Origin of the sequence: Collinsella sp. BIOML-A6 (genome assembly GCF_009875845.1) — a bacterium.
Taxonomy (GTDB): Bacteria; Actinomycetota; Coriobacteriia; order Coriobacteriales; family Coriobacteriaceae; genus Collinsella; species Collinsella aerofaciens_H.
In genome coordinates this window covers 51,542-64,274 of record NZ_WWSL01000004.1, presented here as the reverse complement: position 1 = coordinate 64,274, position 12,733 = coordinate 51,542, and the positions used below count along the sequence as shown (strand labels likewise).

The 12,733-nt window shown below is 60.6% G+C and carries 12 protein-coding genes; all 12 read right to left on the bottom strand.

Translation table 11 applies throughout. The features are described 5' to 3' along the window. Nucleotides 1-134: 134 nt before the first annotated feature. Complete coding sequence (locus GT495_RS02290; RefSeq protein ID WP_240128065.1) at nucleotides 135-1,856, bottom strand: proline--tRNA ligase; 1,722 nt, start codon at nucleotides 1,854-1,856, stop codon at nucleotides 135-137. Beyond that, nucleotides 1,857-2,939 (bottom strand): flavodoxin-dependent (E)-4-hydroxy-3-methylbut-2-enyl-diphosphate synthase, encoded by a 1,083-nt coding sequence (ispG, locus tag GT495_RS02285; protein WP_117735231.1) that lies wholly within the window; start codon nucleotides 2,937-2,939, stop codon nucleotides 1,857-1,859. A 13-nt stretch (nucleotides 2,940-2,952) separates the two neighbouring features. Next, nucleotides 2,953-4,314, bottom strand: a complete 1,362-nt coding sequence (locus tag GT495_RS02280) for an RIP metalloprotease (RefSeq protein WP_161161341.1) — start codon at nucleotides 4,312-4,314, stop codon at nucleotides 2,953-2,955. A 25-nt stretch (nucleotides 4,315-4,339) separates the two neighbouring features. Then, nucleotides 4,340-5,527, bottom strand: coding sequence for a 1-deoxy-D-xylulose-5-phosphate reductoisomerase (dxr, locus tag GT495_RS02275; protein ID WP_161161340.1), 1,188 nt, complete (start codon nucleotides 5,525-5,527; stop codon nucleotides 4,340-4,342). Further along, complete coding sequence (locus GT495_RS02270) at nucleotides 5,527-6,441, bottom strand: phosphatidate cytidylyltransferase (protein WP_370457566.1); 915 nt, start codon at nucleotides 6,439-6,441, stop codon at nucleotides 5,527-5,529. Before GT495_RS02270 ends, dxr begins: the two co-directional genes overlap by 1 nt. Before the next feature lie 2 nt (nucleotides 6,442-6,443). Beyond that, nucleotides 6,444-7,238: an isoprenyl transferase gene (locus GT495_RS02265; RefSeq protein WP_161161339.1), complete on the bottom strand. Its 795-nt coding sequence runs from the start codon at nucleotides 7,236-7,238 to the stop codon at nucleotides 6,444-6,446. A gap of 1 nt (nucleotide 7,239) precedes the next feature. Next, on the bottom strand, nucleotides 7,240-7,776 hold the full coding sequence (gene frr / locus GT495_RS02260; RefSeq protein WP_161161338.1) for a ribosome recycling factor: 537 nt from the start codon (nucleotides 7,774-7,776) through the stop codon (nucleotides 7,240-7,242). A 2-nt stretch (nucleotides 7,777-7,778) separates the two neighbouring features. Beyond that, a complete protein-coding gene (gene pyrH / locus GT495_RS02255) occupies nucleotides 7,779-8,501 on the bottom strand; it encodes a UMP kinase (protein WP_152073854.1) in 723 nt (240 codons plus the stop codon). Between the two features lie 117 nt (nucleotides 8,502-8,618). After that, nucleotides 8,619-9,488: a translation elongation factor Ts gene (gene tsf / locus GT495_RS02250; RefSeq protein WP_022094736.1), complete on the bottom strand. Its 870-nt coding sequence runs from the start codon at nucleotides 9,486-9,488 to the stop codon at nucleotides 8,619-8,621. A 45-nt stretch (nucleotides 9,489-9,533) separates the two neighbouring features. Further along, a complete protein-coding gene (gene rpsB, locus GT495_RS02245) occupies nucleotides 9,534-10,262 on the bottom strand; it encodes a 30S ribosomal protein S2 (protein WP_006236109.1) in 729 nt (242 codons plus the stop codon). A gap of 216 nt (nucleotides 10,263-10,478) precedes the next feature. Then, nucleotides 10,479-11,387 (bottom strand): tyrosine recombinase, encoded by a 909-nt coding sequence (locus tag GT495_RS02240; RefSeq protein ID WP_192924103.1) that lies wholly within the window; start codon nucleotides 11,385-11,387, stop codon nucleotides 10,479-10,481. 8 nt (nucleotides 11,388-11,395) lie between these two features. Next, complete coding sequence (gene trmFO / locus GT495_RS02235; protein WP_161161337.1) at nucleotides 11,396-12,733, bottom strand: methylenetetrahydrofolate--tRNA-(uracil(54)-C(5))-methyltransferase (FADH(2)-oxidizing) TrmFO; 1,338 nt, start codon at nucleotides 12,731-12,733, stop codon at nucleotides 11,396-11,398.

Genomic DNA, 12,733 nt, shown 5'->3' with positions numbered 1-12,733 from the left:
GCAGCTCGCATGGGTTGTGGGGTTTCCTTTTAGCGATTGAGTACGTCGACAAGATAAAAGGACGGCCCCGCATCTCCCCTATCTGGAGAAATGCGGGGCCGTCCCGTATATCGAACTACAAGCGAAATCGCCGATTAACGGCGTGCCGCCTTCACAAGCTCGGCGACCTTGGCGACGACCTCGTCGATCGCCACGTCCTCGCGCTCACCCGTGGCACGGTCCTTGAGCTCGACGGTGCCGTTCTTGAGGCCACGCTTACCCAGAACGACCTGATACGGGAAGCCCATAAGGTCGTTGTCGGCAAATTTAAAGCCGGGACGCTCGTCACGGTCATCGACGACGACCTCGATACCCTCGGCGCACAGGCCATCAACGATCTGCTCGCAGACGGTAGCGCACTCCTCCTTCTTGGGGTCGAGCGGAATCACAGCAACCTCGTACGGGGCAACGGAGACCGGCCAGACGATGCCGTGCTCGTCATTGTGCTGCTCCACGACGGCAGCGAGCGAGCGAGACACGCCAACGCCGTAGCAACCCATGATAAGCGGCTTCTCCTTGCCGTCCTCGTCCATAAAGGTGGCACCCATGGCCTCGGAGTACTTGGTGCCCAGCTGGAAGACCTGGGAGACCTCGATACCGCGAGCAGCAGACAGCGGCTTGCCGCAGTGCGGGCAGGGATCGCCGGCGACGACGGTAACCAGGTCGGCCCACTCGTCGACGGTAAAGTCGCGCTCGGGGCAGGCGCCGGTAAAGTGATAGTCGGCCTCGTTGGCACCGCAGGCCCACTGTTTGGACTCGCGCAGACTCTCGTCGCAGACCAGACGAATGCCCTCGGGCAGGTTAACCGGTCCGATAAAGCCCTTATGCAGCCCGTAGGTCTGGAGCTCCTCGTCAGTCATCATGCGATAGCCCTTGCCAAAGACGTGCTCGGCCTTACAGTCGTTGAGCTCGTGGTCGCCCGGAACAATGGCCACGACCGGCTTGCCCTCGGAGTCAATCAACGCCAGCGACTTGCGCGTGCCGTTCTCGGGGAAGCCGAAGAACTTGGCGACGGCCTCGATGGTGCCCATACCCGGAGTCTCGACCTTGGTGAGCGTGCCGTCGCCGGGACCCTCGGTCACAACGACCTTGGTGCTTGCAGCCTCGTCATCGGCAGCAAAGCCGCAATCGTCGCAGTAGACGAGCGAAGCCTCGCCGGCGTCGGCCAGCGCCATGTACTCGACGGAGGTGTCGCCGCCGATCTCGCCGGAGTCGGCGACAACGGGCAGAGCCTTGATGTAGCAGCGCTCGCAGATGTTGGCGTAGGCCTGCTTCATCTTGTCGTACTCCTCCTGCAGACTCTCCTGCGTAGCAGAGAAGCTGTAGGCGTCCTTCATGATGAACTCACGGCCGCGCATCAGGCCAAAGCGGGGACGGAACTCATCGCGGAACTTGTCCTGAATGTGGTACAGGTTGACGGGCAGCTGCTTATAGGAGCGCAGCTCGTTGCGCACCAGAGCCGTGACGGTCTCCTCGTGCGTGGGGCCCAGCACAAACTCGCGACCATGACGGTCGTCAAAGCGCACGAGCTCCTTGCCATAGGCATCGATGCGGCCGGACTCACGCCACAGCTCGGCATCGACCATAATGGGCATCATGAGCTCCTGGGCGCCGGCGGCGTCCATCTCGTCGCGCACGATGTTCTCGATCTTACGAATCGAGCGCCAAGCGAGCGGCAGATAGGAATAGAGACCGGCGGCCTCCTTGCGGATCATACCGGCACGAAGCAGCAGACGATGGCTTGCAAGCTCGGCGTCGGCCGGATCCTCTTTGAGCGTCGGCGCATAGAGCTTAGACATATACATTGCTCGAGTCATTTATTTCTCCTCAATAAGCTTGTCGACCTCGGCCATAAGCGCGTCGACAATTTGATCCTCAGCTACTTTACCAATGATCTGGCCATGCGAAAAGAGCAGGGCCTGACCACGTCCGCAAGCAACGCCCAGATCGGCATCAGAAGCCTCACCGGGGCCATTAACGGCACATCCCATGACGGCAATCGAAAGCGGCGCGGCATAGTTCTTAAGTCGCTCGGTTACTTCCTCAGCGATTGCGATCAGGTTAACCTGGCAGCGGGCGCACGTGGGGCACGAGACAATCTCGGGACCACGGCGACGCAGGCCCAGCGACTGCAAAATTCCCCAGGCGACCGGCGGCTCCTCAACCGGATCGGCCGTAAGCGAGACGCGCATGGTGTCGCCAATACCCTCAGACAGCAGGATACCAAGGCCCACCGAGCTCTTGATGGTGCCCTGCAGCTTGGTACCCGCCTCGGTTACGCCCAAGTGAAGCGGAACGTGGGGAATCTCACGCGACAGGGCTCGATAGGTATCGAGCGTCGTTTGCACGCTATGGGCCTTGGCCGAAAGCACAATGTTCGTAAAGCCGCGGTCTTCAAAATGTTTGACGAAACGCTCGCTCGACATCACGAGCTTTTCGGGCTGCGTGAGGTCGTCACGCTCGGCGATATCCTGCTCAAGCGAACCGGCATTGACGCCGATACGAATCGCGCAGCCCGCGGCACCCGCAGCATCGATCACCGCGTCAACCTTGGCCCAATCGCCGATATTGCCGGGATTGATGCGCAGCTTAGCGGCACCGGCCTCAACGGCACCAATGGCGAGCTTATGGTTAAAGTGGATATCGGCGACAATCGGCACTGGAGACTCGGCACAGATGGTGCGGAAACCCTCAAGCGCGGCCTCGGTGGGCACACTCACGCGCACGATATCGCAGCCAGCCTGCGCCAAAGCACGCACTTGCGCAAGCGTTGCCTGGGCATCAGCGGTATCGGTGCAGGTCATGGACTGGACCACCACCGGCGCGCCGCCACCGATCTGCACGCCGCCCACATGCACGGGACGCGTCAGCTCGCGAGGCAAAGGATGGGATAAAGACAATCCAACCACTCCCCTACAGAATAAATCGAAGGACGTCGGAACGAAGCATATAGACAAACAGCAGCGCAAAGAGCGCGATGCCCACATAGCTCACAATCGTCTGGACCTTGAGCGGAAGCTCGCGGCCAGCAATCTTTTGAATAATCTCGATGACCAGCTTGCCGCCATCGAGCGGTGGGATAGGCAGCAGGTTCATAAAGCCAAGCGAGAACGAAATGAGGGCGGCAAACGAAAGGAACGTGGCAGGGCCGGCAGCAGCAGCCTGCGAGGACATAACGCTAATACCCACGATCGAAGAGGACTGATCGAGAATCTCCATCGTATGCTGCGGCTGGAGCAGACGCATCACACCCTCCGCTGTCTGCACGACATAGGAGAAGGACAGACGAGCCGACGTGATGGGGTCTAAACGGACCACCTGCGTAGAGGCATACACACCTAGGCGCTCGTCCTCTTTGAGTGCAACCGTGGTCGAATGCCGCTTGCCGTCACGCTCGTACTCGATGGCGATATCGTCCTTACCGGCAGCCTTGCCAATGGCATCGTAAACGTCCATCCAGGTAGAGCACGATACTCCGTCGACCGAAAGGATCGCGTCGCCGCCCTCGATTCCCGCCGCGGCGGCAATCGAGCCTTCGTCAACCTGGCCAATCACATTGGTATCCACCGGCACCGTGACACCTGCGATGGAATAGATGCTCATAAGGAGCAAAAAGCCCGTCAGGATATTGACGATAATGCCCGCAAGCAGCATAAAGGCACGTTTAACAAAGCCCTGGCCCAAATAGGTGTGCGAGCGCTCACGTGCAAGGAATTCGGCCTCGCCGCACGGCAGTTCCCATACATCGCCCTCGGCAGTCGCATGCTCTCGATCGAACTTGCGACCGTCAAAGGTGGTATATCCTGCAGCATCGCGCGGCAGGGTCTGGTACTTGGTGGGATAGTAACTGGGCGAAGGCTTTTCCCCTTCTTCATACCAGGGGGCGATGGAGCCCCAGCCCAACAGCAAAGCACAAGCCTCGAGAACATCCTCCTCGGACAGCTCGAGCTCGAAAGCAAGATCGGCCACCGTCACACGGCCGTGGCGATAGATGGCCGCGAGCACGCGATCGGCACACGAGACATCGGTCGGATCCATGCCACAGATGGCAGCATAGCCACCCAGCAGCAGCGGCGTCACGCCAAACTTGGTGCCGATGCGACGCGATGTGTGGTGGATATCAAAGCGACACGGCAGGCCCAAAAAGAACTCAGTCACCCGGACGCCACAGGCACGCGCCGCCAAAAAGTGGCCGCCCTCGTGCAAAAACACGAGGACGGAAAGCATCAGCAGGCCCCAAAAGACCGATGAGAGAACGCTCAGAACAGTATCCATAAAACGAAAAAGCAATCCTTATGGGTTAAGAACGGGATGCGGCGAGCACCTGCGCGGCCTTTTCACGCGCCCACGCATCGATGTCGCGAAGCTGTTCAAACGAATCGACCGTCTGCGCATCGTGAGCATCCATGCAGGATTCCACTATGCGGTCGATATCGGTAAAGCTGCAGCCATCATGCAGGAAGGCATCGACGGCGACCTCGTTGGCGGCATTGAGCACGCACGGCATGGTGCCGCCCGTCTTGCCGGCACGTTCGGCCAGCGCTAGGCAGCGGAAGGTATCCATATCGGCCGCGTCAAAGGTAAGCTGCCCCAACTCGCGGAAATCGATACGCGGAGCCGGCGTATCCCAACGCTCAGGATACGAGAAGGCAAACTGAATGGGAATACGCATGTCGGAAGCACCGAGATGCGCCATCACAGAGCCGTCGGCAAACTCGACCATGGAGTGAATCTTGGACTGGCGCTGCACGACCACGTTAATGAAATCGAGATCGCAGCCAAACAGATGCATGGCCTCGATACGCTCCAGACCCTTGTTCATGAGGGTGGCGGAGTCGATCGTGATCTTGGCACCCATAGCCCACGTAGGATGAGCCAGGGCATCGGTGCGCGTCACGCGATCGAGCTCGTCACGCGTGCGGCCAAAGAACGGGCCGCCCGAGCAGGTAAGCCAAATGCAGTGAGCCTCGCGCGGATTCTCGCCCAGATAGCACTGGTAGATGGCAGAATGCTCGGAGTCGACCGGGATAAGCTGACCCGGCTGTGCCAACGGCATAAGCAGATCGCCACCGACAACGAGCGACTCCTTGTTAGCCAGGGCAAGACGCTTGTTCGAGGTCAGGGCAGCATGGCTCGCCTCGAGACCGGCAGCGCCCACGATGGCCACGAGCACGCAATCGACATCATCGCGGCGTGCAAGCTCGCACACGGCCTGCGCGCCAACGCCGAGCTCCGTGCCCTCGGGCAGTTCCTGCAGGACGGCGTCGGCGCCATGGGAGACGTCCGCCACGGCAACCGCCGGAACCGAGAACTCACGGGCAGCGGCAACGAGCTCGGAGGTGCTGGAGTTTACGGACAGTGCCGTCACCTGCAGGCGATCGGCATGCTGGCGGCACACGTCAAGCGCCTGAGTGCCGATAGAACCCGTACAGCCCAGAACGGCAACACGAAGACGCCCGTCGGGACCGTAGGTGGTCTGATAAGCCATTACAGCACGCCTCCGATCATCAGCAGCAGCTGCGCGGTAATGCAGCCAAAGATGAGCGAATCGCTGCGGTCGAGCATGCCGCCGTGGCCCGGGATGAGATTGCCGGAATCTTTGACGCCCACGCCGCGCTTGATACGCGACTCGATGAGGTCGCCGATAACGCCCAGGATGGAGACGACCACGCCGCACAGCAGTGCATAGGGCAGGCTCAGCTTATAGAAGTGCGTTGCCCACAGGATGAGCCAGATCAAGACAGAGCCCAAGATGCCGCCGACAAAGCCTTCCCAGCTCTTTTTGGGAGAGATCTTGGGAACCATCTTATGCTTGCCGATGCGGCTGCCCACGATGTAGGCAAACGAGTCGGAGACCCAAAGGGACGCGCAAACGCCCACCGAAAGCAGGGCGCCGGCAAAACCGGGCACGGCATCGCGCAGCAGCACGATAGCCGACAGCATAAAGCCAGTGTAGATAGGGCCCATGAGTGTCACGGCAACGTCAGAGATGCGAGTGCGCTGAGACCAGACATACCAGATACCAACCGCAAGCATCAAAGCGAACAGCAGGGCGTTCAACAGCAGCGAATCGCCCAGTGCCGAGAGCGGAAAGAGCACGGCGGCAGCGATACCAAGGCGCTCGTTGGCAACCTTGCCGTCGAGCCTCGTCATGCGGAAGAACTCATAGCAGCACAGACCGCTCATGACGGACACGAAGATGGCCGTGGGAACAATGCCCAAAACCAGGCACAGGATAAAGACAACGGCATAGACGATACCGGCGGCGGCACGGGTGATGAAGCCCGCCAGCCACGAACCGGAGCCACTCTTCGCTGCAGGCGCTCCCGTAGTGGCAGCCTTACGCGCGGGCGTCGCTGAAGTAGGAACCTTGGGAGCGGATACCTTGGGACGTTCGGACACGATTAAGCCTCCTCGGTCTTACTCAGTCCACCAAATCTACGGTCGCGACCCTGGAAGGCCAAAATGGCGTCGACAAGGCCCCAACGATCAAAGTCGGGCCAATAGGTATCGGTGACATAGAACTCGGAATAGGCAACCTGCCACAGCAGATAGTTCGAAAGGCGAAGCTCGCCAGAAGTGCGAATCACGAGCTCCGGATCGGGAAGACCCGCGGTGTACAGGTGCGAAGCCACCATATTGTCGTCGATAGCGGCGGGATCGATCTTTCCGGCGGCGGCATCGAGCGCGAGCTGACGGACAGCGCGGGTGATCTCGGCACGGGCACCGTAGTTAACGGCCAGCGCCAGCGTCATACCGGTATGGTCGGCGCACTCGGCAAGGCCGCGCTCAAAGACGTCGCGGGTCTTCTTGGGCAGCGCGGAAATATCGCCCAAAAAGACAACGCGAACATTCTCGCGCTTAAGCAGCGGTAGCTCATCGATAAACGTCTTGGCAAACAGGTGCATCAGAACGTTGACTTCGTGCTGCGGGCGATTCCAGTTTTCGGTCGAAAACGCATAGGCCGAAAGAACGTCGACGCCCAGGCGCACGCAGGCGGTAATGATCTCGCGTAGCGAGACGATGCCGGCCTTGTGGCCTTCGGTGCGGGCAAGACCGCGTGCCGTAGCCCAACGGCCGTTGCCGTCCATGATGCACGAAATATGGTGCGGAATGTTATTGAGGTCAAGGTCGGAAAAACCGACGCCCGCAGGGGCGTCGGCAAAGTACTCGACCAGTTTATGCTCGTCGTATTGCACCTTAGATCTCCATGACCTCGGCTTCTTTTTCCTTCAGAAGCTCCTCGACCTTGGCAACATACTCATCGGTATACTTCTGGACCTTGGCCTGCTCGCGACGGACATCGTCCTCGGTGAGCTCCTCGTCGCGCTCGAGCTTGTTGTTAAAGTCGCGGCGGATGTTGCGGATGGAGACCTTGGCCTGCTCGGCGTACTCGCGGCACTCCTTAACGAGCTCGCGACGACGCTCCTCGGTGGGAGCCGGGAACGGCAGACGCACGACGGTGCCATCGGAGTTGGGGGTAATGCCCAGGTCGGAGGCACCGATGGCCTTGACGATGGCATTGATGAGTGCCTTGTCCCACGGCTCGATAAGCAGCATGTGGGCCTCGGGGGTCTTAACGGCGGCAACCTGCGTGACGGGCGTGGGAACACCGTAGTAGTCGACGGTGATGTCGGACAGGATGTTGGCGTTAGCGCGGCCAGTGCGGACCTTGGAGAAGTTGTGCTTGAGGGACTCGAGTGACTTGTCCATGTGGGCGGTGATATTCTCTGCCATGCTTAATCCTCCTGATAGACGAGCGTGCCGACGGGTTCACCCGCGAGCGCGCGCTTGACGGTGTCCTCGCCATCGATGTTGAGGACCAAAATGGGCATACGGTTGTCCTGGCAAAGAGCCGTAGCCGTGGAATCCATAACCTGCAGGCCGCGAACGAGCACCTCGTGATAGGTGATCTTGTCAAATCGGACGGCGTCGGCGCACTTGACGGGATCCTTGTCGTAGATGCCATCAACCTTGGTGGCTTTAATCAGAATCTCGGCACCGATCTCGCAGGCGCGAAGGGACGCAGCGGTGTCAGTCGTAAAGTACGGATTACCCGATCCGGCGGCGAAGATAACGACGTTGCCCTTGGACAGATGGTTGATGGCACGGCGGCGAATATAGGGCTCGCAGATCTCGTTCATCTGGATAGCGCTCATCACGCGGCAGGGAACATCGTTGTGCTCGAAGGCATCCTGCAGGGCAAGCGCATTCATAACGGTAGCGAGCATGCCCATGTAATCGGCCTGGGCGCGCTCCATACCACCGGCAGCACCGGCCATGCCGCGGAAAATGTTGCCGCCGCCGACAACGACGCCGACCTCATGACCAAAGGCGAGCAGCTCCTTGACCTGCTTGGCAAGATGATCGGTAACCTTGGGGTCGATGCCGTAGTTGCCATCGCCCATCAGCGCTTCGCCGGAGAGCTTCAGAAGCACGCGTTTATATCGGATGTCGGACAAAGCGATCCTCCTTTAATTAGACTCACAACATAATATCAAAGGCTCAACGGGGAGCCATGAAAAAGCAGGCTGTGAGTAAAACCCACAGCCTGCTCATTACCAGCTACAAGAGCTTATTTACTCGCCACGGACCAGACGGTCAAAGGCAACGACGGTAATGGTATCGCCGAGCTCCTTGGAGACCTGCTCAGCGTACTTCTTGATGGTGAGGGAGCTGTCCTTGATAAACTCCTGCTCGGTGAGCACGGACTGCTTGTAGAACTTCTCCAGACGGCCAACAGCCATCTTCTCCTGGATAGCCTCGGGCTTGCCGGACTCGGCAGCCTGAGCCATGTAGATCTGCTTCTCGTGCTCGACGGTCTCGGCCGGAACCTGATCGCGGGTAGCGCAGATCGGGGCGACGGCGGCAACCTGAAGGGCAACGTCGTGAGCAAAGGTCTTGAAGGACTCGGCCTGAGCGGTCTCGGCCTTCTCGAAAGCGAACTCGACGAGAACGCCGATCTTACCACCCATGTGGATGTAAGAAGCGAGAGCGCCGTTCTCGGCCTTGCGGGCGGCGAAACGGGAGATCTTCATGTTCTCGCCCATGATGTGAATCATCTCGGTGAGCTCGGAGGAAACGGTCTCCTCGCCCATCGGCTTCTCGAGCAGAGCGTCGACGTCAGCGGGCTCGGTGGTAGCGACAACCTCAGCGACCTTGGAAGCAAAGCCGGTGAACTTGGCGTTGGAGCCGACGAAGTCGGTCTCGCAGGAGAGCTCGAGCAGAGCGCCGGTCTTGCCGTCCTCGGAGACGAACGCGGCGACAGCGCCCTCGTTGGTCTCACGGCCAGCCTTCTTGGCAGCCTTGGCGAGGCCGTTCTTGCGCAGAACGTCGACAGCGGCGTCCATGTCGCCGTCAGCCTCGACGAGAGCCTTCTTGCACTCCATCATCGGGGAGTCGGTCATCTCGCGGAGCTGCTTGACCATAGCGGCGGTAATCTGGGCCATTGTGGTTCCTTTCAAAGAGATGGAAAAGAATGAACTAAGACTGATTTACTCGGCCTTGGGCTCAGCGGCCATCTCGGCCTCGGAGACCTGCTCCTTTCCGGAGCCAGCGAGGCAGGCGTCAGCCATAAGCTCGCACATAAGGGTGACAGCGGAGATAGCGTCATCGTTGCAGGGGATGCCGTACTCGACCTCATCGGGATCGGAGTTGGTGTCGATCAGGGCGACGACGGGGATGTTCAGGCGCTGAGCCTCCTTGATGGCGTTCTCCTCGCGCTTGGTGTCGATGACGAAGAGAGCCTGGGGCAGACCCTTCATGTCGCGGGCGCCACCGAGGTTGGTCTGGAGCTTAGTGAGCTCCTTACCGAGCACAGCCTGCTCCTTCTTGGGGAGCACTGCCATGCGGCCGTCCTCGACCATGGCCTCGAGCTCCTCCATGCGGTTGATGCGGGAACGGATGGTGACGAAGTTGGTCAGCATGCCACCGAGCCAACGCTGGTTGATGTAAGGCATGTTGGCGCGCTCAGCGGCGTTCTTGACGGCCTCCTGAGCCTGCTTCTTGGTGCCGACGAACAGAACGTTGCCACCCTTGGCGACGTTCTTGACAAAGGTGTAGGCCTGGTCGGCGTCGAGGATGGTCTGCTTGAGGTCGAGGATATAGATGCCGTTGCGCTCACCGAAGATGAACGGCTTCATCTTGGGGTTCCAGCGACGGGTCTGGTGACCGAAGTGGCAGCCGGCCTCGAGCAGGGTGCGGATATTAATCTTGGTAGCCATGTTAAACCTCCTGTGGTTTGCCTCCGCGCGGGGTCATCCTCCAAAACCAACCCGGACATGTGCTACCAAAGCCCGGGCACCACGGTATGAAGTAGCCGCGCGTGCGTGATAAAAACCTGTTGCCGTGAAGCAACCCGATGAATGATAGCAGGATTGCCTCTTCCTGCCAACCCGCAATCAAAACCACACACCTAAGCGCAACGCGAGCCGTCCAGCTTACTCGCCCCGGGGATGGGCCTGGGTCACGGCGCGCTTAAGCCGGTCGGGCGTTAGATGCGTGTAGATCTGCGTCGTGGACAGGCTCGCATGCCCCAGCAGCTCTTGAACCGAACGCAGATCCGCGCCGCCCTCAAGCAGATCGGTCGCAAACGTATGACGCATCGCATGAGGCGCGATGTCGGCCGGAATGCCGGCGCACGTCGCCAGCATATGGAACCGTCGCCTGAGCATAGCGGCACTCATGCGATTACCGCGCGCAGAAATAAACAGCGGATGCAGACCGGCTGCGGCGTCGCGGTGCTTTGCCTGGGCGAGCAGCACCGGTCTCCCCTCCTCGACATAGGTGCGCGTCGCCTCAAGTGCGCGACGATACAGAGGAACGATGCGCTCCTTGCTCCCCTTGCCCCAAAGGCGAACCACGCGCTCCGACCAAGCGATGGATTCCACGTTAAGCGCGGCAAGCTCCGAGATGCGGGCACCCGAGGCATAGAGCAGCTCGAGCATCGCCGCATCGCGCAGTCCCACGGGCGTCGAAGTATCAGGCGTCTTGAGCAGCGCCTCGACCTGTTGGGTCGTCAGCACACCGGGCAGGTCGCGCGGCAGCTTGGGCGACGCGATCGCCGAGACCGCATCGCCCTCGACAATCCCCTCGGCAGCCATCCAACGATAGAGCGACCGAATAGCCGACAAATGCGCCGCAAGGGTGCGAGGCGCCACCTGCTCGCGCGAAAACTCGGCGAAATATGCGCGGACGGTACGCACATCGGCCATACGCGCATCGACACCCGTACGCTCGCACCAGGCAGCAAAGCGCTCCAACCGCGATCCATAGGCAGTCACCGTATTGGGAGAGAGCCCCTCGACACGTGCGATGTAGGCGATAAACGAGTCGACGGTATCGTACAGGTCAAAGGCTATGACCGGTCGCCCCCAAACAAGTCGGAACGCGTGGCCAAGTAGGCATCGAGGGCCTCGAGCGCGCGATCCGCATATGCCTGGTAGCGGTCGCGTTTACTGCGGCGCTTGCCGTCCTCGAGCGGCGGCACCAGGCCAAAATTGACATGCATGGGCTGGTAGCCCACGGTTGCCGGATCGGTCGCATAGCCCACAAGCGCGCCCAGGGCACCCACGCGAGGAAGCTCAACAGGAGCCGCACCGATAGCCTCGGCATAGGTGTTGAGCGCAGCGAGCAGACCGGTCGCCACGGCCTCCATATAGCCTTCGGTGCCGGTGATCTGACCGGCGAGGCGCACGCTCGTACCGGGCACGGCAAAGGTGCCGTCAAGAACGTGCGGCGCATCGACAAAGGTATTGCGGTGCATGACGCCATAACGGAAGAACTCGGCATTCTCCAGACCCGGAACCATATGGAAGACACGCTTCTGCTCGCCAAAAGTCAGATTTGTCTGGAAGCCCACCAGGTTATAGGCGGTCTTTTCCTTGTTCTCGGCACGCAGCTGAATCGCCGCCCAGGGACGACGACCGGTACGCGGGTCGGTCAGGCCGACGGGCTTCATGGCGCCAAAGCGGATAGCATCCTTGCCGGTGCGGGCGACTTCCTCGGCAGGCTGACAGGCCTGGAACAGGTCGCCACCCTCAAAGTCCTTGAGCACCACGCGGTCGGCGGTGGTGAGTGCCTCGATAAAGGCCTCGTACTCCTCCTTATTGAGCGGAGCGTTGAGATAGTCGCCGCTCCCCTGCTCCTCGTAGCGCGACTGCGAGAACAGCACGTCCATATCGAGCGTGGAGGCATCGACGATCGGCGCGGCAGCATCAAAGAACGCCAAGGCGTCGCCACCGACGAGCTTCATGACCTCTTCGCTCAATGCCGGTGAACACAGCGGGCCCGCGGCAATGACCACGTGGCCCTCGGGAATCTGCGTGACCTCGCCGTGCACGACCTCGATATTGGGTCGGGCGGCGACCTCGGCCTCGACAAGCTCGGAAAACTTGACGCGGTCGACCGCCAGGGCACCGCCGGCGGGAACGGCCGCGCGATGGGCACAATCGAGCAGCACCGAGCCCATGCGCTCGAGCTCGGCCTTTAGCAGGCCAGCAGCGGAATCCGGACGGGTAGACTTAAACGAATTTGAGCAGACGAGCTCGGCCAGGTGGTCGGTATGGTGGGCCGGAGAGCTCACCTGGGGGCGCATCTCGCACAGCTTTACGGCAAACCCGCGATCTGCCAGCTGGATCGCACATTCCGAACCCGCCAGACCGCCACCGATAACCGTCACCTGATCGAACTGCAT